19 protein-coding genes are annotated in these 24,721 nt (G+C 48.5%); 16 read left to right on the top strand and 3 right to left on the bottom strand.

Going from position 1 to position 24,721, the window contains the following annotated elements:
* Window positions 1–229: 229 nt before the first annotated feature.
* Window positions 230–1,942, bottom strand: coding sequence for a cellulase family glycosylhydrolase (locus tag AC0KUT_RS05015; RefSeq protein ID WP_488834019.1), 1,713 nt, complete (start codon window positions 1,940–1,942; stop codon window positions 230–232).
* A 490-nt stretch (window positions 1,943–2,432) separates the two neighbouring features.
* On the opposite strand from AC0KUT_RS05015, the gene rpsF reads away from it, so the two are divergent.
* The 9 genes from rpsF (at window position 2,433) to AC0KUT_RS05060 (ending at window position 8,287) form a co-directional block, all read left to right on the top strand.
* Entirely contained in the window at window positions 2,433–2,873 is a 441-nt protein-coding gene (rpsF, locus tag AC0KUT_RS05020; protein ID WP_488834021.1) for a 30S ribosomal protein S6, read from the top strand.
* A 2-nt stretch (window positions 2,874–2,875) separates the two neighbouring features.
* Window positions 2,876–3,103, top strand: coding sequence for a 30S ribosomal protein S18 (gene rpsR / locus AC0KUT_RS05025; RefSeq protein ID WP_488834023.1), 228 nt, complete (start codon window positions 2,876–2,878; stop codon window positions 3,101–3,103).
* A gap of 12 nt (window positions 3,104–3,115) precedes the next feature.
* Window positions 3,116–3,562, top strand: coding sequence for a 50S ribosomal protein L9 (gene rplI / locus AC0KUT_RS05030; RefSeq protein ID WP_488834025.1), 447 nt, complete (start codon window positions 3,116–3,118; stop codon window positions 3,560–3,562).
* Between the two features lie 171 nt (window positions 3,563–3,733).
* Window positions 3,734–5,125, top strand: a complete 1,392-nt coding sequence (gene dnaB, locus AC0KUT_RS05035; protein ID WP_488834027.1) for a replicative DNA helicase — start codon at window positions 3,734–3,736, stop codon at window positions 5,123–5,125.
* Between the two features lie 16 nt (window positions 5,126–5,141).
* A complete protein-coding gene (locus AC0KUT_RS05040) occupies window positions 5,142–5,645 on the top strand; it encodes an MOSC domain-containing protein (RefSeq protein ID WP_488834029.1) in 504 nt (167 codons plus the stop codon).
* A 243-nt stretch (window positions 5,646–5,888) separates the two neighbouring features.
* A complete protein-coding gene (locus tag AC0KUT_RS05045) occupies window positions 5,889–6,437 on the top strand; it encodes a glycine zipper 2TM domain-containing protein (RefSeq protein WP_488834031.1) in 549 nt (182 codons plus the stop codon).
* A 276-nt stretch (window positions 6,438–6,713) separates the two neighbouring features.
* Window positions 6,714–7,565 carry a pantoate--beta-alanine ligase gene (gene panC / locus AC0KUT_RS05050; protein WP_488834032.1) on the top strand — a complete coding sequence of 284 codons (852 nt, stop codon included), beginning with the start codon at window positions 6,714–6,716 and terminating at the stop codon, window positions 7,563–7,565.
* A 44-nt stretch (window positions 7,566–7,609) separates the two neighbouring features.
* Window positions 7,610–7,990: an aspartate 1-decarboxylase gene (gene panD, locus AC0KUT_RS05055; protein WP_488834034.1), complete on the top strand. Its 381-nt coding sequence runs from the start codon at window positions 7,610–7,612 to the stop codon at window positions 7,988–7,990.
* Window positions 7,991–8,059: 69 nt separating this feature from the next.
* A complete protein-coding gene (locus AC0KUT_RS05060; RefSeq protein WP_488834035.1) occupies window positions 8,060–8,287 on the top strand; it encodes a hypothetical protein in 228 nt (75 codons plus the stop codon).
* 90 nt (window positions 8,288–8,377) lie between these two features.
* Here the strand turns inward: AC0KUT_RS05060 and AC0KUT_RS05065 are convergent, their stop codons facing one another.
* Window positions 8,378–9,424 (bottom strand): OmpA family protein, encoded by a 1,047-nt coding sequence (locus AC0KUT_RS05065; RefSeq protein ID WP_488834038.1) that lies wholly within the window; start codon window positions 9,422–9,424, stop codon window positions 8,378–8,380.
* Between the two features lie 377 nt (window positions 9,425–9,801).
* Here AC0KUT_RS05065 and acs point away from each other — a divergent pair, with 377 nt between their 5' ends.
* A complete protein-coding gene (acs, locus tag AC0KUT_RS05070; RefSeq protein ID WP_488834040.1) occupies window positions 9,802–11,739 on the top strand; it encodes an acetate--CoA ligase in 1,938 nt (645 codons plus the stop codon).
* Between the two features lie 81 nt (window positions 11,740–11,820).
* On the opposite strand, the gene AC0KUT_RS05075 is transcribed toward acs, so the two are convergent.
* Complete coding sequence (locus AC0KUT_RS05075; RefSeq protein ID WP_488834041.1) at window positions 11,821–14,106, bottom strand: YHYH protein; 2,286 nt, start codon at window positions 14,104–14,106, stop codon at window positions 11,821–11,823.
* 190 nt (window positions 14,107–14,296) lie between these two features.
* On the opposite strand from AC0KUT_RS05075, the gene smrA reads away from it, so the two are divergent.
* From smrA to AC0KUT_RS05105, 6 genes are all read left to right on the top strand, one after another.
* A complete protein-coding gene (gene smrA, locus AC0KUT_RS05080; RefSeq protein ID WP_488834043.1) occupies window positions 14,297–14,878 on the top strand; it encodes a DNA endonuclease SmrA in 582 nt (193 codons plus the stop codon).
* A 251-nt stretch (window positions 14,879–15,129) separates the two neighbouring features.
* Complete coding sequence (locus tag AC0KUT_RS05085; RefSeq protein WP_488834044.1) at window positions 15,130–15,798, top strand: YjfI family protein; 669 nt, start codon at window positions 15,130–15,132, stop codon at window positions 15,796–15,798.
* Between the two features lie 24 nt (window positions 15,799–15,822).
* A complete protein-coding gene (locus AC0KUT_RS05090; protein WP_488834047.1) occupies window positions 15,823–16,521 on the top strand; it encodes a PspA/IM30 family protein in 699 nt (232 codons plus the stop codon).
* 75 nt (window positions 16,522–16,596) lie between these two features.
* The gene (locus AC0KUT_RS05095; RefSeq protein ID WP_488834048.1) at window positions 16,597–17,274 is read left to right on the top strand and encodes a DUF1449 domain-containing protein; all 678 of its coding nucleotides are present in this window, start codon (window positions 16,597–16,599) and stop codon (window positions 17,272–17,274) included.
* 28 nt (window positions 17,275–17,302) lie between these two features.
* Window positions 17,303–19,294 carry a hypothetical protein gene (locus tag AC0KUT_RS05100; protein ID WP_488834050.1) on the top strand — a complete coding sequence of 664 codons (1,992 nt, stop codon included), beginning with the start codon at window positions 17,303–17,305 and terminating at the stop codon, window positions 19,292–19,294.
* Window positions 19,295–19,385: 91 nt separating this feature from the next.
* Window positions 19,386–24,719 (top strand): DNA repair ATPase, encoded by a 5,334-nt coding sequence (locus tag AC0KUT_RS05105; protein WP_488834051.1) that lies wholly within the window; start codon window positions 19,386–19,388, stop codon window positions 24,717–24,719.
* The last annotated feature ends 2 nt before the right edge of the window (window positions 24,720–24,721 follow it).

The following is a 24,721-nucleotide window of genomic DNA, read 5'->3' on the forward strand; positions in this document are numbered from 1 at the left end:
TGGTAACCTTACGATTTTTCTGCTGAAAATTTGAGGCGTTTAAGATAAGCGAGATGGCGGTTAAACAACAAGTTGCAGGCGCTATAAAAATCTACGCTGATGATTTTTTTTGGATATTTTTTTAGGTGCACCAACAAAAATGCCAGCTCAAAATTGAGCTGGCATTTTTGGTTTAGGTACTGCAGTGAAATTTAGGTAATGCGTTGTAACTTAGGTTCTGCGGTAGAGCTTAGTTACAAAGGCTACCGCTAAAGCTTGGTGCGCTTGCGGTGTTGCCGCCCTTGGTGGCTTGGAAACCAAATTCAACCGATTGACCGGGTTGAATGGTGCCGTTCCAGCTGATGTTGCTAGCGTTGTAAGGGTTGCTACCGCTGAGATTGACATTCCAGCTGCTGGTGATGCGGGTGCCATCGCTGTAGCTCATACCTAAGCTCCAGCCATTAATGCTGCTGCTGCCCGTGTTGGTGATACGAACGGAACCGGTGAAGCCGGTATTCCACTCGTTGCCAATCACCTGTACACATTTACCGCCGCTGGTGCTTGGCGTTGAGCTTGCAACAGGGGTTGAGCTAGGCGCTACGCTAGAGCGTGGTGTTGAACTTGGTGCAACACTTGAGCGCGGTGTTGAACTCGGCGTTGCAGTAGAGCTTGGCGCTACTGAGCTAGCAGGTGTGTTACCACCGACTAAGCCATAGGGCGCAGGCTGACCACTACAGGTGGCCGGGCCAATACAGCTTTTGTTGTTTTCCCAGCCCCAGCCGCTAGTGGTGGTGGTGCACGATGGATAAAGCGTGCCGTACCAATTGCACTGCTGGCCGCCGCCGGTAGCTGCAGAGCTAACAGTGGGCGTGCTGCTGCGCGGGGTAGATGAAGGCGCAACGCTCGATTTGCTGGATACAACAGGGGTCGAACTGGTGTTGCCGCCGCTGGTGAGTGCAGGCCAGCCACCGATTAAGCTTTTGGCGAGCGCACCTGATGCTGTCAGCTGATTGCTGGTCCAGCCGCTGGCGCCGCTGCCAGGAGTGAGTGCCGCAGCACCTTCAGCCTTGTCGGTTAAAGACCAGTTGGCATGGCTGATTTTATTGGTGCGCAAAAAGTCCATCCAGGCATTGGTTTCACTGTTAGCAACGCCGCCATCACCATCAGCATTCACAGAACCCCACTCGGTCACAAAAAGTGGAATGCCTCGGTTGAGTGCTGTTTGTGCTTTGCTGCGCAGCGATGCGCCATGGGTGCCCGCATAAAAGTGCAGGGTGTAGGCGATATTGTTATAGCCAGTAATGGGGTCTTGCGCCGCGACATCTACGTCCTGTGACCACGTGGGTGTACCCACAATGATGAGGTTGTCTGGGTCAATGGCGCGAATCGCTTTGATCACATCAACCGCGTAGGGTTTGATGACATTGCTCCAAGATACTTGCAGCGGCTCATTGTAGATCTCATAGATCACGTTGTTTTTGTTGCCGTATTTGGTCGCCATTTCGCTAAAGAAGCTAATCGCGGCGGCCTTATTGAGTTCGGCTTTGTGCGTGTGCCAATCGATAATTACATACATATCGTTGGCAATGGCGGCATCGGCAACTGCAATCGCGCGCGCTTTGTTGGTGGCGTCAGTAATATAGCCACCGTTATCTTCAACGCCCATAGCGGCGCGGACAAGCTTGGCGTTCCAGTCAGATTTGAGCCAGCTAACGGTTTGCGCGCTGTAGAACTTTTCTGCGCCCCAGCCGGTGTTACTCCAAAACATACTCATGCCCGCTACGCTGCCTTGTTGGCCGCCAAAGAGCACTTTATTGCCTTGCGTGGAGACTGGTGCAACATCTGCCATAGCGACACCCATGCTGCCTGCCAAGAAAAGGCCGAGCGCTAGGGGGGCTAAAAAAGTAGGCATTTTGCTGGTAATAGCTTTCGCAGGAGAAAATAAGTGATTATTTTTCATCATCGGATCTCTAGTTATTTTGTTATTGAGCGTGTTCTTGCGTGAAGACGTGCTAATTATTATTTTTTTACTGGTTCCCCCTCGGTGCTATCGAAATGAAGCGGTGGTGTACAGGGAGAACTGGCTACAAGTATACAAAGAGGGTTTGCGCAACTGGCGGTGAAGCGCACATTATTGATAGGAAAAGAAAGAGTTTTGCATAGATGTGTAAAGATTGGGCTATAAAGCGAGGGTTTTATATTGCAAGTAAAAAGTATTTGATGCTTGAAAAAAGCTTTAGACAGCGCTGTCATTTATGTAACAGCTAGGTCGTTCTCCAGTAATGAGCGCAGATGTGGGGTGCACGAGTCGCTGGCTAATTATTGTCCTTGCATGCCATGGGTTAAACCCGTAGAATTCGCGCCCCAAACTGGTCAAGAGCAATTTTGACCTCTCCTTGTCTCACTGCAATGTATCAACGATGCAGGAGACTATCACCCGTAAGGAGCTATAAATGCGTCATTACGAAATCGTTTTTTTGGTTCATCCAGACCAAAGCGAACAAGTTCCAGCCATGGTAGAGCGTTATACCTCTACTGTTAAAGCCAGCGGTGGCCAAGTACACCGTATGGAAGACTGGGGCCGTCGCCAATTGGCTTACTCCATCAACAAAATCCACAAAGCCCACTACATCATGATGAACATTGAATGTAGCGATGCCATTTTGGACGAGTTGACCACCAACTTCCGTTACAACGACGCTATCTTGCGTAACCTTGTTATTCGTGAAGATGAAGCCATCACCGAAGAGTCTTTCATTCTCAAGGCTGAAAAAGAAGGCCGTGAGCGTAAAGCTCGTCCACCACGCGCTGAGCGTCGTGATGATGATGCAGATGACGCGTCTGATGAAGACGATGTTGATGCCGATGAACTTGATGAAGAGCAGGAGGTGTAACCATGGCACGTTTTTTCCGTCGTCGTAAATTCTGCCGTTTCACCGCTGAAGGCACTAAGCAAATCGACTATAAAGATGTTGAAACGCTGAAAGCTTACATCACCGAAACTGGCAAGATCGTTCCAAGCCGTATCACTGGCACCAAAGCGAGATATCAACGTCAATTGGCTACTGCCATTAAGCGTGCACGTTTCTTGGCTTTGATTCCATACACTGACAGCCACGAGTAAGGGGTAATTGAGATGGAAGTTATTCTGCTCGATAAAGTAGGTAAATTAGGCGCAATCGGTGACAAAGTTTCCGTTAAGTCTGGTTATGGCCGCAATTTCCTGTTGCCACAAGGCAAAGCTGTTGCTGCTACTGCAAAAAACATCGCTGATTTTGAAGAGCGTCGCGCTGGCCTTGAAGCTGCTGCCGCTGCCAAAATCGCTGCTGCAAATGTACGTGCTGAGAAGCTTGCCGCACTAGAAGTGACTATTGCTGCTAACGCTGGCGACGAAGGCCGTTTGTTCGGTTCTATCGGCACCCGCGATATCGCTGATGCAATTACTGCTGCTGGTGTTGCTGTGGCTAAGTCAGAAGTACGCTTGCCAGAAGGTGTGCTGCGTGAAATCGGTCAATATGAGATCGACGTTCAACTGCACGCTGAAGTGATTCAAGTGGTTAAATTGGCTGTTGTTCCAGAGTAATACTTTGGCTGCGTAATTTAGCAATGCTTTCAGCTGTCGCTAAATTACTGACAACACCCTAAAAATCGGGCACTATCGACAACCTTTTTGGTTTAACAAATCGGTTGAAGAAGTGCCCGATTTTTTTGCCTTCATTTTGTGTTCTAGCTGTTGATAGTGATTTGCCTGACTATGTCTGATACCTCCTTTGAAGAATCCCTAGCGAGTCAGCTCGCCGCCAATACCTCACTCCCGCACTCGGTAGAAGCTGAGCAGTCGGTGCTGGGCGGCTTAATGCTGGACAATAATCGCCTCGATGTCGTGCAGGAGGCGCTCTCGGAATCTGACTTCTTCCGCGAAGATCACCGCCTTATTTTCCGCATGATGGTCAAGTTGCAGGAAGATAATCAGCCGCTTGATGTCATCACCCTCTCCGAAGAGCTACACAAGCATGATGACCTAGAGCGGGTAGGCGGTTTTGGCTATCTGGTCGAAATGGCCAACAATACCCCTAGCGCCGCCAACATAGTCGCCTACGCCAAAATTGTGCGCGAGCGTTCGACCTTACGTCAGCTGATAGCCGCCGCCTCGGAAATTGGCAAGTCCAGCATGAACCCAGCCGGGCTGGATTCCGATGACCTGCTACAGCTGGCCGAAAAACGTGTTGCGGAAATCGCCGAAGATCGCCCCAAAGAGGGTGGTCTCGAAGGTGTAAATGGTCTGCTTAAAAAAGCCGTAGAGCGTATCGATGAGCTGTTTCGCTCCGGCAGCGACATTACCGGTGTGCCCTCGGGCATTACCGATCTAGATCAACGCACGTCGGGCTGGCAGCCGGGCGAGCTAATAGTCTTGGCCGCGCGCCCCTCCATGGGGAAAACCGCGCTGGCACTCAACTTTGTGGAAGGCGCGCTCTTCAGTCAGCCCAAACCGGTACTGGTTTTCAGTATGGAGATGCCCTCGGCGGCGCTGGTGATGCGGATGATGTCGTCGCTCGGGCGCATCGACCAAGGCAAGATGCGCAACGGTAAGCTTACCGAAGAGGATTGGCCCAAGCTCTCCTCGGCCGTGGCCAAAATGAAAGATAAGCTGTTATTTATCGATGACACTGGCGGCCTCAACCCTCAAGAAATGCGTGCGCGTATTCGCCGCATAGTGCGTGAGCACGGTAACCCCGGCATGATCATGGTCGACTACTTACAGTTGATGACAGTCGCCGGCGGCGGCGATGGCAGAACCCAAGAAATTTCGGAGATCTCGCGCTCGCTCAAAGGTATCGCCAAAGAATTTGAATGCCCTATGATCGCGCTTTCGCAGCTCAACCGTGGTGTAGAACAGCGCCCCAACAAGCGCCCCATGAACTCGGACCTGCGTGAATCGGGCGCCATCGAGCAGGACGCCGACGTTATTCTGTTTATTTACCGCGACGAATATTACAACGAAGATAGCCAAGACAAAGGCATGGCCGAACTCATCATCGGCAAGCAGCGTAACGGCGAAATCGGCACCTGCCGCGCCGCCTTTATCGGCAAATACACCCGCTTTGATAATTTGGCGCCGGAGTATTTTCAGAATGATGGCTATTAACTAAGAGCCTAGGGTTATGCTGCGACAAACGGGTTTTCTGGAGGGGTTGCGCCGTGAAATGGTGCCCGGCAAACTGGAGTGGATAGGTTTACGTAGCGAGCGTCGCGGCGACATTCTAATTGTTGAGCGCGCTGAAGCGCTGTTAAGCTTGGGTTTAGCTGGCGATCATCGCTGCTTAAAAAGTCCCGGTTCGGGGCGGCAGGTTACTATTATTAGTCGCGAATATATTGCTCAAATTGCCCAGCAACTGGGCATGGCGTTTATCGACCCCGTACTGCTGCGCCGCAATCTGGTTATCTCCGGTATGAATATGAATTTACTGCGTTTCCAACGGTTGCAAATTGGCACTGCAATTTTTGAAACTGCAGCGCTTTGCGATCCATGTTCGCGCATGAATGAAGCCTTGGGTGCAGGTGCAGCGGCGGCCATGTTCGGTTATGGTGGTTTGTGCGCGAAAGTCATTAAAAGTGGGGTGATTGCGATGGGTGATCTAGTGACTTTGCTGCCCGCTGGTGAGTAATTGTGTGTATTGCGTACCGTTCCTTCAGCTTTGGCCTCCCTCCTTTCCCCTTCAGTTGGCTGCTTCATTTGCGGCTTTTCACCAATGCCTAGGCATTTAATGTTGAAGCTATTTGCGAATTCAGTGTTAGCTGATTCACAGAGCGCTGCTCAGCTAAACATCATTAATCTGTTGTTCAGCTGTTAAGCGCGTACACTGCCGCATCGGCCAGTAAATGGCTCTGTAGTGAGAGGTTGGATTGCGATGAATAGATCAATGATTATTGGTGTGGTATTGGGTGCCGGTGTGGCTACCGCAGGTGGAACCTATGCGGGCTATCAAATGCTAAAAGAATCTAATTCTGCGGAAGTTGTTAAAACCCTCGCGGTAACGAAAAAAGTGAAAATTCCACATGAGGTTTGCGCAGAGCATGCAGTAGTTCATCAAAAGGAAGTAAAAGATCCGAATCGTGTAGCAGGTAAGGCCATAGGTGCAGTTATTGGTGGTGTTTTGGGTCATCAAGTTGGCGGTGGTAATGGCAAAAAAGTAGCGACAGTTGCGGGTGCCGTAGCAGGTGGTTATGCGGGTGATCGAGTGCAAGACGATATGCAAAAAAAGGATACCTACACTACGATGGAAACCGTTTGTAAAACCACCTACGAAACCAAAGAAGAGGTTGTAGCCTACGATGTCACTTATCGCATTGATGATAAAGATGCGGTAGTAAGAATGACCTATGATCCAGGTTCAAGTATCCCGTTAAAAAATGGCGAATTGGTATTGAATCAAGATAAGGGCGCCAGTATCCGTTAATAGTTATAACGGTAGTAGTATTGTCGTTAAAAGCCCCAAAGCCCTGTAGCTTTGGGGCTTTTTTGCGTTATTTAACCTATATATTTAGGGTGTCGTTTATGGGTGTTGTGTTAATTTAACTGGCGTGGATGTCGCAAAAATGTACATGAAGTATGCAAGCGTGTATTATCGCGCGCCCGAAGAGCTGCCTGTTTTTAGGGGCATTTAAGGCGATTTTTGGCGTTTTTTGCTTAGAAATGGGTAAAGTGGATTTTGGAACAGGTGAGGTAGGAAGAGATGCAGGTTTTACATCATGTGAGTTCCCTGCGGGATGCGCTAAATGCTGAGCGTCGGGCCGGAAAGCGCATTGGGTTTGTGCCCACAATGGGTAACCTACATGCCGCGCATATTGAGTTGGTGAAAATTGCCCAGCGCAACTGTGACCTCGTGGTGACGAGCATTTTTGTTAATCCTCTTCAGTTTGGCCTCAACGAAGACTGGGATAAGTATCCGCGCACTCTTGCAGCCGATTCTGCTAAGTTGGAGGCGGTCAAGTGTGATTATTTGTTTTGCCCGGACGAGAAGGAAATTTACCCCAATGGCATGGCAGAGCAGACACGGGTAATAGTGCCGACTATGACCGATGTACTCTGCGGAGCGAGCCGCCCCGGTCATTTTGAAGGGGTAACAACGGTCGTCACCAAGCTATTCAATATTGTGCAGCCCGATGAGGCTGTATTCGGTATCAAGGACTTTCAGCAACTGGCGGTAATACGTCGAATGGTGGAAGACCTGTGTATTCCTGTTAAAATCACCGCTGGCGAAATATTTCGCGAGCCTGATGGTTTGGCCATGAGTTCGCGCAATGGCTTTATTACTACTGACGAGCGCCCTAGGGTCGCGGTTCTTAATCGCAGTTTGAATGCGATTAAGCAGCAAATAGAGCAGGGTAGCCGGGATTTTACGCAGTTGATGCTTGATGCTCGCAGCCAGATAGAGGCGGTGGGCTTTAAGGTGGATTACATCAATATTTGCAATAGCCGCACCTTGGATATGGCGGCACACGACGATCGGGAGATCACCATACTCGGCGCTATGTTCACGCAAGGCGCTCGACTTATCGACAATGTTTCTGTGAGCTTGAGCTAAGATAGCGAGCCAGCGCAGACCTGAATCTCCCCCGGAGGAATTTCATGCTTTCAAATATGCTTAAAGCCAAGCTGCACATGGCAAAAGTAACACAAGCCGAGCTTTGGTATGACGGCTCCTGTGCGATTGACGCCGACTTGGTGGCGCTGGCGGGGATGCGTGAATTCGAGCAAATCGATATTTACAATGTCACCAACGGTGAGCGCTTTCATACCTATATTATTTTAGCGGAGGCGGGTTCTGGCACCTTCTCGATGAATGGTGCTGCCGCGCGTAAAGTGGCGGTGGGCGATCGTGTCATTATCGCAACCTATGGTCAGTTTACCGAAGCGGAAATGGTTAGCCACAAGCCTAAACTGGTCTATTTAGATGTAGACAATAAAGTGGAGCGGACGTCTAATACCATTGCCATGCAGGTTGCTTGAGTGGTTTTCTAAGGTCGCATTTGCGGCCTTTTTTATATGCTGTGGTTGCGCTCATTAATCGAGGTTGTTATGTCATCAAAAGCTGAAGAAGTGTTAAAGCGGTTTGAATCCTTGCAGCAAACAGAGCAGGAAGAGGCTTCGGAGAAAGAGCATAGCTTGCAGGAAAATGCTAAGGCGCGAGCGCAAAATCCAACTGGATTAAATGCGGGCACCGCGTTTGATTGGGAAGATATGGAGGCGTATAAGAAAGAGCTGGATCGTCTTGATCGCGAAGGGCCCACATTAAAAAAGAAGTGACTGAGCTGTGATGCCGCTGATAAGGCGTAATCAAAAATAAAAAAAGGGGCGAATGATTCGCCCCTTTTCTTTGTGACTCGCTACTAAATATTAATTGCGAGTTTGTTTCTTGGTTACGTCGGTAGATACAGCGCCTACAACGCGACGGTTGGTCTCACGACCTGCAGCATTCATGTTGTCAGCAACAGGTTTTGATTCGCCAAAACCAACGGCTTTAACGCGGTCAGCTTCAATACCAAACTTGGTGATCAACGTTGCTTTAACGGCTTCTGCACGGCTTTGTGACAGCTTTTGGTTGTAAGCATCAGAACCTTGGCTATCCGTGTGGCCTTCAACGGTCACGATGGTGTTAGCGTATTGGTTCATGAAATCAGCCAAGCTTTTGATGTCTGACAAGTATTCATCTTTCACGATAGATTTAGCGCTATCAAACTTAACGGCCAAGTTTATCGAAACAGTTTCAGTCAATTCCATTGGGCAACCAACAGCGTCAACTTTGTATTGTCTAGCGGTGTCTGGGCATTGATCTTTTGAGTCAAACACGCCGTCGCCGTCGCTATCTATTTCTTTTACCGGAGCAGGAGCAGGAGCTGCTTTTACCGGTGCAGAGGTTTTACCAAACAGGTAGGCGATACCGGCATTAAGGGTTAAGTCGGTGTATTCGTTGTCCAAGCTGTTGAAGGCGCGAATATCACTGCGGAATTCCCAATTGCCACCCAAGCTGTGTTTAACGCCTACGCCAAGGTTTAACAAGGTGTCGCGCTCAGACCAAGCGTTCGCCGCGTTAAATTCACGCTTTTGATCGCCTACACCGAAGGCAACATAAGGGCGCCATTGGCTCTCAGTAGATACGTTGTAAACCATATCCAAGCGGTATTGGCTACCGTCTAGGTCGATAGCGCCTTGTGATGTTTCAGTATCGTATTGGCTAGCAATAGCTTCCAATGTCCAGTTTTCGTTAAGTACATAGCCAAGGCCCAAGCCCCATGTGTTGCTGTCTTCGATAGGATCATCAAAAAAGATGCGGCCAACATTGGCTTGTGCTTCAAATTTGTGATCGTCTGCAATCGCGGCGCCAGAAATAACAGCGGCAATAGCAGCAGATAGTGTGAGTAATTTTGAGTGTTTAGTGATCATGAGTTCTCCATAAAGCATGTGTGTGTGTTTTGTATTTTTGATTGGCCCAGCCGACGCGGTTTATTGCGCTCGGCGGGGCTTTAAAGTTCAAACGAATAAGCAGATTACAAGCTCGATCTTTCAGGCATATGAATGGTGCATTAAAGGGAATGAACCATAACTGAATAGCTGATAGCGCTGTGCTGTGCCAGCTCGCGCAGTGTGCGGATTTCTCACTATCTTCGCAACCCGTGGACAACGTTGTCATTGTGGTTTTGTCGCGCTAGCTGCTAAGCTATGGCCTTGGATTTATGAAGCCTCTGAGCTCAGCGTACACAGTGGCGCGAGATCCAACTTAACCCAGGCCAATAACAAAATAACGCCAGTGAGATTTGTTTATGTCAGAAGTGCATTTATTTCCCGTCTCTCCACAATTTAAAGTAGAGGCCAGCATCGATTTGGCGCGTTATACCGCTATGTATGAGCAGTCGATAACAGCCCCCGATGTATTTTGGGCTGAGCGCGCTAAAGAATTTTTAACCTGGCAGCAGCCTTGGTCGAAGGTCACCGAGAGTAATTTGCACAAGGGTGAAGTGGCTTGGTTTATCGGCGGCAAGCTGAATGTCAGTGTGAATTGTATTGATCGTCACCTGCCAGCGCGCGCTGCACAAACGGCGATAATCTGGGAAGGAGATAATCCAGAAGAAGACAAATCTATTACCTATCAAGAGTTACACGACCAAGTTTGTCGCCTTGCAAATGCTCTGCGCGCGCGCGGTGTTAAAAAAGGCGATCGTGTCTGCATCTATATGCCTATGATTCCCGAAGCCAGCTATGCGATGCTTGCCTGCGCGCGCATAGGTGCGGTGCACTCGGTAGTGTTTGGTGGCTTTTCGCCCGATGCGCTTAAAGACCGCATTCAGGACGCCGATTGCCAAGTCGTTATCACCGCCGACGAAGGCTTGCGCGGAAGCAAGCGCGTTCCTTTAAAAGCGAATGTGGATAAGGCCTTGGCACAGTGCCCAGGTGTGCATACCAACATTGTGGTGAGGCGCACCGGCGGAGATGTTGCCTGGGTGGAAGGGCGCGACCTCTGGTATGAGGCTTTAGTGGCGACGCAAGCCGATAGCTGCGAGCCAGAAATCATGGATGCGGAAGATCCGCTCTTTATCCTTTACACCTCGGGTTCTACCGGTAAACCCAAGGGGGTGTTGCACACAACTGCAGGCTATTTGTTGCAGGCGGCCATGACTCACAAGTATGTCTTCGATTATCGCGAAGGCGACATCTACTGGTGCACCGCTGACGTAGGTTGGGTAACTGGCCACAGCTATATTGTTTACGGCCCGCTTACTAATGGCGCCACTACTTTGATGTTTGAAGGCGTGCCCACCTATCCCGATGCTTCGCGTTGCTGGCAGGTGGTTGATAAGCATCAAGTTAATATTTTCTATACCGCGCCTACCGCAATTCGCGCCTTAATGGGGGCGGGCGATGACTTTGTGACTAACACCTCGCGCGCTAGCTTGCGGGTATTAGGTACCGTGGGTGAGCCCATTAACCCTGAGGCTTGGGAGTGGTATCACCGCGTAGTGGGTGAAGCTCGCTGCCCGATTATGGATACTTGGTGGCAAACTGAAACTGGCGCGCACATGCTTGCGCCACTTCCGGGTGCTATTGATCTCAAGCCAGGCTCCGCCACTGTGCCTTTCTTCGGTGTACAGCCAGTATTGGTGGATACCGAAGGCAAAGAAGTTATCGGTGCTGGCGAAGGCAATCTCTGTATAAAAGCCGCTTGGCCCAGCCAAATTCGCACGATTTATGGCGATCACCAGCGCTGTATCGACACCTACTACAGCACCTATCCGGGCTACTACTTTACTGGCGACGGCGCGCGTCGCGATGCTGATGGCTACTACTGGATTACCGGCCGCGTTGACGATGTATTAAATGTATCCGGCCATCGCATGGGCACTGCCGAAGTTGAGTCTGCCTTGGTCTTGCATGACCATGTGGCCGAAGCGGCGGTGGTGGGCTATCCCCACGACATTAAAGGGCAGGGTATCTATGCCTATGTCACGCTAATGAGCGGGGCAGAGCCGAGTGATGCCTTGAAGAAAGAGTTGGTAGGGCTTTGCGTACAGGAGATTGGTGCTATCGCGCGGCCAGATATTATTCAATGGGCACCAGGTTTGCCCAAAACTCGCTCGGGCAAAATCATGCGCCGCATACTGCGTAAAATCGCCGCCAATGAAATCGACAGCTTGGGCGATACCTCAACCCTTGCGGACCCCGCGGTAGTGACTGAGCTGATTGAAAATCGCGCGAATAAATAAGTGGGTATAAGTGTGATGAGGGCGCCCACGTGGCGCCCTTTTTTATGAGTATAAATTTCCGCGTCAGTTATTTTCAACGGCTCATTTATTAAACGAGCTATCCGGTGTGCCTTTAAAGCATTTTACAATGTAGGGGAAACCATCGGTAATGTAGTAGCCGTACACGCCGTTGTGCAGCATGCCATTGCATTCATCCAAATCACCTAAGTCCGCCACATATTCATAATCGTCACGGAATTGGCCGTCGTAAGTCCCGCCGGGGTTACCATTGCCAGTGGGGCGTGCTCCCGTCTTCAGGCGATAGCTGGGTACGGCTTTGCGCAACACCTCATTTTTACTAATGTAAGGGCCGTAAATAGGATAACCATCGGCGGCAAAGCCTACCAGTGGCGATTCATTTTCACCGGCTTCCGGGGGGTAAAATGCATTGGGGGCGCCGTGATAGTGGTAGGTGCCGTCTGGTTGAGCGTGCGCATGATGACTATCTACCACAAAACCGCTGCCGGCAAACAAAGGGTCATAACGCCAAGACTGCGCCATATTATTACAACCTATTTTGCCATCGCCCACGTTATAGCAACCGGCCGCGAGCAAATCGACTTTCACGCCATTTAATAAAATCGCATTATCCACCAACAAACTAATCTCGGTGCTGGTTGCGGCAAACGCAGGCATGCTGGTGATTTCAAATACCGTATTTTGTGCGCTCACATTGTTGGCAAATTTTTGCGCACCATCATTAAAATCGTGATTGGGAATTTCGTTGGTGGTAAAGATACATTTTTCACCCGACACGCTGATTTTTAAATCACCTTGAAACGCGGTATTGTTTTTTACATCGAGCGCATCTGCACGATAACTCGCGGCATAATCAGCGCAATTTGCACTGCGGTTAACCAGCGTTTTATCGGTGAGATCTATCACTGCCGTTGGGTTGGTTTTACGGATTAAATCGCCCTGGGCTTTTAACGCAGCCACTACTTGTGAATAATCCCCTGTGGTTTTTAATAAATTATTTTTCTCGCCAAGATCCACACTTAGGTCATACAGTTCTTGGGTACCGTTGAGAAACTGAATGTATTTGTATTGCTGATTGCGCACCGTCCAACCCTGTACCTCGGCACTTTCAAATTCAGAATAATTGTAACTGCGCGGTGCAGTCGTTGTGGCGCTGGCGGTAAATAAGCCCGAAAAATTATAACTGTCATTTATGTTGGTGACAGAATTTCCCGCAATGCTGGCGATAGTAGCGAAAAAATCGGTGGTATTAATAAGTGCCGCTTCGCGACTAGCGCTGCGCGTAACACCCTTGCCCGATACAATCATCGGCACCCGAATACCGCCTTCGTATAAACTGTTTTTTGCATGACTGGAGCTAAATACCGTTTCATCCACAACTGTTGCCGGTGTGCCGTTATCGCCAATAAAAATGATCACTGTATTGGCGCGCTGGCTCTCACTCATCGTCGCTAACAAACGGCCAATTTCAGTATCCATCGCCTCGATCATCGCCAAATAATACTCGCGACGATGCGCTGCTATATCGTCCGCCGTGCCGGTTAATTCGGTGCGCTTAAGTAAATTTTGCGGCGGGAGATGAAACGGTGAGTGAGGTGCGGAGTATGCCAACCACAAAAACCAGGGCTGCTGTTGTTGCGCCATCCAATCGATCGCCAGATCAGTGACTTTAGTGGTGTGATACTCGGTGCTGGTTGCACTAATGCCATTGGTAATTAATGGCCAATTAAAATAACTTGGCAGCACGCCAGCAATGTTGCCACTGTAGTAATCCACACCGCTATCGGTTGGGTGTGTATTGGCAGGCGCGGCACCACCGAGATGCCATTTACCAATCACTGCAGTTTTATAATCAGCACTGGCGCTTTGGCTGTGCAAATAACGCTGCAATGTTTGAGTTTGCGGATCGAGAATCGCAGGCACAAAACTTATCCCACTGTTCACCCCATGCTGACCAGTAATAATACTGCCGCGCGTAGTGGTGCAAGCAGGTGTCGCCCAGGTGTTATCAAACACTATCCCTTGTGCAGCCAAGCCATCGAGCGTGGGGGTTGCGGGGCGCTGCTGCGATACGCTGTATTGATTCGATGAATCCAAGCCGAGATCATCGGCAATGATCAACAACACATTGGTTTTGTTCGCCACCACACTGGTGCTTGATGAGGTTTGCTGTGCCGATGAGTTGTGTGTAGATGAGGCGCTACTGATAGCAGCTGAGCTATTCGCTACTGAGGATGGGGTGCTTGAGTTGAGCTGCGCTGGCGAGCTGGGCGATGGTGCGGAAGTCGAACCACCGCCACCGCAGCTACTTAGGAGGCTGCTCGCAATGAGTAAATGAAAGTATTTCATCGTAATGTCTCTCGATAGGGATTTGGGCGGATTAAAGAAAGGTGCTATTAATAGGGTAGTCAATAATTCGCTAGGGAAAGTGAAAGCTTTGTGCAATCTAGGTGGTGACTCTTTTTTATCTCAGGGGTACCCTCAATCTTGTAAATCCTGCACAATTCACCCTCTTTTATTTAGTTAGTGCTGTATTTCCATGACCTCTAAGGCTCCCGAAGACGACCTGTTTGCCCAGTTGGTGCAAGGCGTTACTCCGCTAAAAATTGAACCCAAGGTGGCGCTCGCCAAGGGCGATAACGCCGCTATTAATGTCGAAAAGCGCCGCCGTGCCGCCACTGAAGAGTTGGTGCAGGACAAGAACTTTCTTTCTGGTGAATATATAGAGCCAGTGGATGCCTTGGCGATTTTGGAGTTCCGTCGCCCTGGGGTGCAAAACGGCGTTTATAAGAATTTGCGCATGGGTAAGTATCAAATTGATGCGCGCTTGGATCTGCATAATATGACCGTGGAGCAGGCGCGCAGCGCGGTTTTTCAATTTTTGCATGACTGCATGAATCACGACATACGCTGTGCGCTGCTCACCCACGGCAAAAGTGAGGGTCGCGCGCAGCCCGCGCAACTCAAAAGCTGTATCGCCCACTGGCTGCCACAGTTCGACGCGGTGCTCGCCTTTCACTCCGCGCAAAAGCGCCACGGGGCCAGCGGCGCCACCTATGTGCTGCTCAAGAAAAGCGAAAAGAAAAAACAGGAAACCTGGGAGTTGCACAATAAGCGTTAAGTTTGATGTGGTGTATCTAAGGTGGGTTTTATGGAATACCTCAAGGCTCAAGCGGTCTTGGGGTATTTTTTTAGATCTTTTTTGAATGCAAGGGCAGGGGAGCTATGTGTTTTTGAGGGCATGTCTTTAGCGGTTAGATATAAATGTCATGTTTTTCAGTGTGTTGCGATTCTCTCTTAGGCTAATTTGTGCATATTTTACTATTACATGTAATATTTGACATGTTACATGTAATGCAATAGATTGAACCCATGCAACCAAAATCATCAGCACATTATCAGCGCGAATACCGCAAACGCTTACGCGAACAGGGCCTTGTTAAAAAAGAGGTCTGGATTCTGCCGGAGCATGCGCGGCAACTGGCGCTTTACGAGCAAGAATTGCGTTTGTCGCTCGCCGTTAGGGCGGCCGTTAATACAGCAAAATCCGTTGGTCTAATGCAGGAAAAAGGAGATGGTCGAATGACAGATATGAATGCCCCGTGGACTACTACCGCTTTATACGACGCGCTGCAGTTGGTTCCCTTATTTACCAGCGGTCGTGCGGAAATCGAATTAATTGATGGTGTATCGCCAGCGCTTCACATCGTTATGAATGAATTTGGCGATTTGCCGGTATTTTTAACCGTGGCAGGTGAGCAAATATTAGCGGAAGCATTGCTTTGGTCGGTAGATGACGTAAAAAATGAAGCCGCCTTTAATGAAGCTATCTTGCGTACTCACAAATATTTCCCACTCTCTACCATCAGTCTCGACAAAATTGATGGCGATGACTGCTACCACATGTTTGGTGCACTCAGCTCCCAATCGAGCTTGCTTAATGTCGTGCATGAAATAGAAATATTGGCTTCCAATGTGATTCAAGCAACTGAAGCCTATGCAGAGTTTTTTACGGAATCCAATGCGGCTCTAGCTGGATAAACCACAACAATTGAGGTGAGCAACATGAACGTTTGGTCAAAAATGTTAACCGCATTGCGCGGTGGTGTTAATGAAGCGGGCGAAGCGGTAGTGGATAGCCAAGCGCTACGTATTCTCGATCAAGAGGTGCGTGAAGCCGGTGAAGAACTGAAGCACTCCAAAGATAGCCTTGCGGAAATTATGGCCCGCCAAAAACTGGCAGAAGAAAAATGCAAACAAGTACAAAAGGCAGTTGAGGAGCATGAAGGCTATGCCATCAAGGCCTTAGATAAGGGCGATGAAGCCTTGGCAATGGAAGTTGCCGAGCGCATTGCGGAGTTTGAACAGCATTTAACAGTAGAGCAGGAAGCGTTTAGCGGCTTCAAAGCCAGTGCTGAAAAATTACGCACGGCGATAAAACAAGCGGAGCAAAATATTAAGCGCTTGAAACAGCAAGTCGATACGGTGAAAGCGACTGATAACGTGCAAAAAGCCCAGGCGGCTGTTGCCGAGCGTCACAGCGGCTCCAATTCTAAAATGCGCAATGCGATGGAATCCTTAGAGCGTATAAAAGAGCGCCAGGCGCTCAAAGATGCGCAAATAAGCGCAGCGAGTGAAATGGCGCAAGCTGATGCAGTGGATGATTCACTTAAAGCAAAATTAGAAGCGGCCGGAATCGCTGGTAATAAAATTGCTGCTGATGATATTCTTGCGCGCTTGAAAAATAAAAATAAGCCCGCTTAGTTGGTCAAGTGGAGCCTTGTTGCTTAATCACATGCGAGGCGGTTGCTCGCCTCGCTCACTGATGGATCTGTGACTATGGAAACTTTTTTCCACATTATCGCCAGTTTTCCCACGGTAATATTTACCTTTATGCTGTTCTTGACCTTGCTGTACTGGCTATTTGCTATGTTTGGCTTTGTTGAGATAGATGCATTTGATGTAGATATGCCAGAGTTAGATGGGCAGATGAGTCTAAATGGCAACACAGAACATTCGTTTGGTGAAATCTTTTCTGGTTTGCTAATGCGTCTTGGCCTCAATGGTGTGCCGGTCACGGTAGTGTTTTCGCTCATAGCGCTCGTTGGTTGGCTCTTGAGTTACTATGCGAGCTATTTTTTTGCGAGCTTTCTCGGCTTTGGTTGGTTGCGGTTTATTACGGGCATTCCTGTTTTTCTTGCTGCTTTTTATATTGCAATTATGTTTACCGCACAAATCATCAAGCCGCTGCGCACTCTTTTTGCTAAAGCAGAGCAGATGACGGTTAAGAAAATTCTTGGGCAAGTGGCAGTAGTGCGCTCATCGCGGGTAGATAAAGAGTTTGGTGAAGTAAATTTTGATGATGGTGGCGCAGGCATGATATTAAAGGCGCGCGCCATAGGTGAGCAGGTTTTTGGGCGCGGTGACAGAGTGGTGTTGCTGGAGCATTTAAGTGTAGAAAACTGTTATAGGGTAATATCGGAAAAAGAGTTTTTAGGCAACGAAAACAATAGTTAATTAATTAGGGTTAAAAGGAGTAGCAACAATGTTAAATGCAGAAATGCTTATGCCGATCATTTGGGGTGGTGTGATTTTCTTCGCCATTCTTTTGGGCTTGGCGGCTTTATTCAAAGCCTTCTATTACAAGGTTGCACAGGGCACCGCGCTTATCGTCAATGACATGACTGCAACGCCTAAAGTTCACTTCACGGGTGCATTGGTCTATCCCATTATCCATAAAAAGGAATTGATGAATGTTTCATTAATTACCCTTGAAGTGGACCGTCGCGGCCGCGATGGTTTGATCTGCAAAGATAATATGCGTGCCGACATTACGGTTGCATTCTATCTTCGTGTAAACGAAACCGCTGCCGATGTATTGCGTGTGGCTAAGGCCATTGGCGCTGATCGTGCCTCTGATAAGGACGCCGTAGAGCTGCTCTTCGCCGCAAAGTTCTCAGAAGCCTTAAAAACCGTGGGTAAACAAATTGAATTTATTCAGTTGTTTGAAAACCGCTTGCAGTTCCGTGAAAAAATTGTGGAAGTTATCGGCGATGATCTGAATGGCTATGTATTAGAAGATGTCGCCATTGATTACATAGAGCAAACCCCGCGCTCATCGCTCGACCCTAACAATATTCTCGATGCCGAAGGTATCAAGAAAATTACCGAGTTAACCGCTGCGCAGAATGTACGCACCAATATTTTGGAGCGCGATGAAGAGCTGGCGATCAAAAAGAAGAATGTAGAAACTATTGAGGCCATGCTGGAGCTTGAGCGCCAACAGGCCGATGCTGAAGCGCGTCAAAAACGTGAGATAGCAACCATTCAAGCGCGCGAACAGGCAGAGACTAAAAAAGTACAGGAAGAAGAACGTCGAAAATACGAGCAGACATCAATTCAGGTTGCACAAGATCTAGCGGTACAAACTGAAAATCAGCAGCGTGAAATTGAAGTTGCTGCGCAAAACCGCCTGCGTGCGGTAGCCATTGAAGAAGAAAAAGTCACCCGTGCGCGCGATTTGGAAATAGTGTCGCGCAAGCGCGAAGTCGAGCTGCAAACGATTGAGGCCGAAAAAGCCATTGAATTGCAGAAGAAAGAAATCGCCAATGTAATTCGCGAGCGTGTCGTGGTTGATAAGACGGTAGCCATTGAAGAAGAGCGCATTAAAGAAGTGCGTGAAGTTTCAGACGCGGATCGTAAAAAGCAAGTGCAGGTGCTTGCAGCTGAGGCGACTGCAGAAGAAATTAAAGTGAAGCAAGTGAAGGCGGCGGAAGCAGATGACTTGTCTGCGAAGCACAAAGCATCAGAAATTATTACGCTGGCACAAGCAAAATTGGATGCTTCATCAAAAGAAGCAGAAGCCATGAAGAAAATGGCCGAAGGTACCCAAGCAGAGCGCGCCGCACCTGGGCTTGCCGATGCGAAAGTACAAGAAGCGCGCGCCATAGCCTTAGAGAAAGAAGGCGCAGCTGAGGCGACCGTCATTCGCGCCAAGGGCACCGCCAACGCTGATGCAGGTAAAGCAGAAGCTGAAGTGATTGCGGCTAAGGGTAATGCAGAGGCGGAAGTTATCGCCAATAAAGGGACCTCGGAAGCCAGCGCTAAGAAAGAAATTGGTTTGGTGGGTGCAGAAGTTACCCGCGAACAATTTAAAGCAGAAGCAGCGGGCTTAACTGAGAAGTTCGAAGCAATGAATGCCATGAGCGATAAGGCGCGCGAGCATGAAGAGTTCCGTATGGGCTTGGAAACTGCGCTCAAAGAAACCTTGGCTGGTATTGCGGCGGGTAAAGAAATTGCCAAAGAAAATGCCGAGATATTGGCGATTGCCTTGCAAAAAGCGCATATCGATATAGTGGGTGGTGAAGCTCAATTCTTTGATAACTTTGCCAAGTCTCTTTCAATTGGCAAGGCTATCGATGGCTTGGCCAGCAAAAGCGGCGTGATTCAGGCGGTTATGGAAAAATTCATGGCGCCTAAGCCAGCTGCACCAGAAAAGTTTAATAAAGCAGACGCTACGGAAGTCGTCGATAACTAAGTTAGACCTGCAACAAGAGCCGACCGCGCTTGGCTCTTGTTGATTTCACCTCCTGTCTTTATCCCTCCGCTGAGCAAAAAAGGAAATACTCATGGTGCAGCACGCTACGCCTACTCAAGTTGACGCCTCGAAAACGGATGCCAATGCGCTGGTGGATACCGCCGTCGCTGAAGGTGGTGCCTATGAAATTATTCGCAAGCGCCTAGTCGATCAAGGCCAATTGCTCACCCAAAAAGTGCGCGAGTTGAATGAAGCGCGGTTGGCGGAATTTGGTAGCTCTGCCATGAGCGTGATTGGTCGCACCCGCGTGCGCACAGAAAATAATTGTGTGCCACGAGATATAGTGCAAGTAGGCGACTTTTTGCTGTTCGGCTACAACGTCTTTATCGGTTTAAAAAAAGAAACCAAAGTTGAAGATGTATTTTCCCTTTTTATTAAAAAGCCAATCGATTCAGGTTATGAATTAGAGTCAGTTGCGCTCGCTTCTAGTTTTTTAGCGGAAACCAGTTTCGTTAATGACTTTGATGAACTCTATCGCTACTACAAAAATACGCGTTTGGTCGAGTTGACGATTAATAACGGCAAGCTGCTCGCAGGCTTTCAAATAGGTGAGCGTTTAGAGGACTTGCGTGTCTTTCGCTGGTCCATATCTGCTGACGGCAAAAGCGTTAAATATATGGATAATCGCGGTGAGCGTGATATTCAGTTGCCACCCGCCTATGATTTTGAATGGATTACGGCTACGCGTGAAAACGCTGTGCATGGTCGTCACCCGCACTTGAATATTCTCGACAAGGTTTTTGTCGAGACCGTCGGTGGCGATCTCACCATTAAGATTGAAAATAATACCGAAGATGGTTTGGGTATTTACCGCGAGGACGTGGAAGACAAAACCCAATCGCTTGATGATGCCAGCGTAGCCTATGCCGAAGTGGGCAATCTCATTCTCTTAAAAATTCGCCCCTATCGTGAAGAGGAGTGGCGTTACCTTATTTTTAATTGCCTTACCCGTGAGGTGTTGCGCGTTGATCAAATTGGTCAATCTTGCGTGCAGCTGCCAGAAAATCACGGCGTTATATTTCCTGGTGGTTACTATTTAAATACTGGCGATACCAAAAATTTTGACGAAGATAATAGTGCTTTTCGTTTTAAACGTATGATTCGTTCACCTAATGGTGAAGATGTTCTCTATGTGTTTTATGAACCTGAAAATGGTGTTATAGGTTTACTTGCTTACAATCTGATTGAGAAAAAGTTACAGAACCCTATTTACGGCAATGGTTATGCGTTAGCGGATAACGGTGAAATTGTTATTTTTTCGGCAGAAGCTGAGCCTACGCGTGTACACCCCATGCAAATCTGGGAAACACCTTACGAAAGTATAGAATTCGCCAGCAAGGCTCCACCGCGCCAAAATTTTTACGGTCGTATCGGTAATAATGATCTGGTGCGCGGTATTTCTGACTTTTACAGTATCGTCCGTTTAATTGCCAATCAGGCAGTGTCGGCGCGCCTCTATGAAGAGCTGAGTGTCGCTGCCAAAAAAGTATTTGATGCCTACTACTGGCTGAGTGAAGGCGAAACACAAGCAATCGCAACTGTGCTTAAAGACGTAGGCGCTACCGCTGAGCTTGTGATTGACGAGTTTGAAAAAGTAGAAGCTATACGTCTACAGTCTGCTAAGGCAATGCAGGAAGCAGAGCACACCCAAGAATTAATTTTGCAAAATGCCCGCCCTGATAATTGGGAGACAGCGGAAGATTATGTCGATGCCTTGCGACGTCTGCGTGAACAGCGCGGTCATTTGGCGACGATTAAAGAATTTCGCTATATCGACTTGGCGCGCATAGCGCAGTTGGATCAGATTTTAGCGGATACCGCTAATAAGCTCAGTGAGCAAACTGTTGAATTCCTCGCCGATGAAAAAGCCTTGGCACCCTATGCCATTAAGCTCGCGCAATTTAATCAAGAGATAGAGGCTGCACAAACCAATGCTGAAGTTGCCCCTGTTATTGCTGCGATTGAAAAAACCGCAGAGGGTTTAGATTTACTCTCAGAATTAATGGGTACATTGAAGGTAGCCGACGCCACTTTGCGCACGCGTATTGTGGATGCGATTTCAGAAGTCTACGCCAAACTGAATCAAAGCCGCGCGAATGCGAAGCATAAGCAAAAAAACTTTGGATCTACCGAAGCTGTTGCCCAGTTTGGTGCTCAGTTTAAATTGTTCTCGCAAAGTATTGCCCATGCCCTAGGCTTGGCAACGAATCCAGAAAAGTGCGATGAGCAGCTCTCTAAATCCTTAGTGCGCTTGGAAGAGTTAGAAGGGCAGTTCAGTGACTTTGATCAGTTTCTAAATGACATCATGGCCAAGCGCGAAGAGATTTATGAATCTTTTCAAGAGCACAAACAGCGCCTATTAGATGAGCGTCAGAAGAAGGCGCAGAGTATTACCGATGCAGCGGCACGTATATTAAGCAGTATCGAAAAACGCTCGCTGTCGATCAGTAAAGCAGAGGAGCTTAATACCTACTTTGCCTCTGATGCATTGGTTATGAAGGTGCAGGATTTAATTGCGCAATTACAGCAGCTGGACAATGCCGTAAAAGCGGATGATATAGACGCGCGTTTTAAAGCTATTCGCGGTCAAGCGCTGCGCTCGCTACGTGATAAAACGGATATATTTGAAGAGGGCGGTAACGTTATTAAATTGGGGCCGCGCCATAAGTTCAGCGTGAACACCCAAGAGCTGGATCTCACCATTATTCCGCGCGAAGGAGCACTCAGTATTCACCTAACAGGTACGGATTATTACGAGCCTGTGGTGCAGCCTGAGCTGGTTGCCTTGAGTGAATACTGGTCTATGTCGCAAGAGTCGGAAACTCCGCAGGTTTATCGTGCAGAATACTTGGCGGCTCTGATTATTGAAGCTGCTGAATTACAGTGCAGTGACTTAACAGTAGATCTGCTACGCGCTGCGCTGGTAGATGACGAAAAGTTAACCAAGCTCGTGCGTGATTTTGCTGCGCCGCGTTATAAAGAGGCATATCAAAAAGGCATTCATGATCAAGATGCAGTGCTGATTTTAAAAGAGTTGGTGCCCGCTTTAGATCGCGCTGAACTGTTGCGTTTTGACCCCCTGTGCCGTGCTTTAGCACAAGTGTTTTGGGCCAATATGCAAAGTTTTTCGATTAAATCAAAAGCTCAGGGTGCTTCGCTTTCATTTGAGACTTGGAGTTATCGCGCGATTTCGGCTCTGCATATGCAGCGTTTATTTGGCAGTCTTGATGCTAAGAAAATTTTGGTCGAAGAAGTTTTAACTACCTTCAATGAGTTTATTCAGCGTCATCCTATTGCCGTTACTGAGTTGGATGTTCGCCGGGCAACGGAATACTTGGTAGAGGAGTTAGCGCGTGATCGCTTGGAGTTTATTACCAGTAAGTATGCCGTGGAGTTGGTAGAGGCGTTCAAACAATCGCTAGATGAAAGCACCTTACGCCACTATCAAGATGTGTCCGATAAAATGCAGGGTTGGCCTGCAGAGCGTTGGAATCTCGCCAGCGTCTGGTTGCACGCCTTGGTGAAAGATGAACGTTATGCGCATTTGGCGCACTATGTACCGGAGGCGGTAGCACTTCTTAAAACAGATCAGCGTATTGATCGCCGTTTTACTCAGGTTGAATTGCAGGTGCAGGTGCAGGGCTTAATGGGTGAGCATCCACTTATTAAAGAGCGCAGCTTGTCATTTGCCGTGGATACCTTCGTGCAGCGCCTAGCACAACATCGGCAAGTGGTGGTGCCGCAATTTCAACGCTACTTGCAGGTGCGCCAAGCCATTATGGAGCAGGAGCGTAAGCAATTACGCCTGGCTGAATTTAAAGCTAAACCACTTAGCTCCTTTGTGCGCAACCGTTTAATTAATGAATCCTACTTACCATTAATTGGTGATAACCTCGCCAAACAAATGGGTTCGTTGGGCGCGACCAAACGTACCGATTTAATGGGTATGTTGATGATGATCTCGCCACCGGGTTACGGTAAAACGACGCTGATGGAATATGTGGCGAATCGTTTGGGTTTGATTTTTATGAAAATCAATTGCCCATCACTCGGTCACGATGTGCTGTCGCTTGACCCAGAGCAAGCGCCCAATGCAACTGCTAAACAGGAGTTGATGAAACTCAACCTAGCCCTAGAGATGGGCAATAATGTCATGCTTTATTTAGATGATATTCAGCATACTCACCCTGAGTTTTTACAGAAATTTATTTCGCTGTGTGATGGTACACGGCGGATTGAAGGTGTGTGGCGCGGGCAAACCAAAACCTACGACATGCGCGGGCGCAAGTTCTGTGTGTGCATGGCGGGTAATCCCTACACTGAGTCGGGTGATGCATTCAAAGTGCCCGATATGCTTGCTAACCGTGCGGATATTTACAATCTCGGCGATATTCTCGGCGGCATGGAAGAGCAGTTCGCGCTGAGTTACATTGAAAATGCGCTTACCTCTAATGCGGTGCTAGCACCTTTGGCTTTACGTGAAATGCAAGATGTGTACAAACTAATCGCCATGGCTAAAGGTGAAGAGGTTGCCACTACTGACTTGAGCCATCAGTACTCAGGGGCCGAAGTGAATGAAATTGTTGCGGTGCTGAGAAAATTATTCGTGGTGCAGCAAGTGGTGCTGAAAATTAATCAGCAATACATTGCCTCTGCCGCGCAGGATGATAAATACCGTTTAGAACCATCCTTCAAATTGCAAGGCAGTTATCGCAATATGAATAAGATGGCAGAAAAAGTATCTGCAGTAATGAATGATACTGAATTGATGCAAATGATCGCCGACCATTATTTAGGGGAGGCGCAAATGCTCACCACCGGCGCCGAGAGCAATTTGCTTAAATTGGCCGAGTTGCGCGGTAATATGACCCAGGAGCAAGCGGAGCGCTGGGCACAGATCAAGAAAGACTTTTTGCGCAACAAAGCCATGGGCGGTGATGGTGCCGATGTGGGTGGCAGAGTGGTAGTGCAGCTCACTGACATGGTGGAGGGTATTAATAATTTAGTGAAAACTGCCGAGCAGCGAGTCAACACGCAGCAACCCGTCGTTGAGCAAGAAAAAGCGGGTATAGATGTAGATGCACTGCTCAAAAATATCTCAATTATGATTGCGCAATTGGGTAAAACAATTACCGCCAATCAAACCAAAGTAGAGGTCGTCAATCAGCCGCTACCGGGGATGGATAAAATATTGAGGGTGCTCGCCGAAACTATTGAAGGCAGTATTCTACCGCTGGTGCGCAATATGGATAAGAAGTTGGATATTGATTTACGCAACCATGAAAAAATGCAGGATATTTCTAATCAGCTGCGCCAATTGGAAGCGGACTTGGTGAAGAAACCGAACGCCAATCCACAGGGCTAAGC

The organism is Cellvibrio sp. 25HG11W-0 (genome assembly GCF_057815475.1).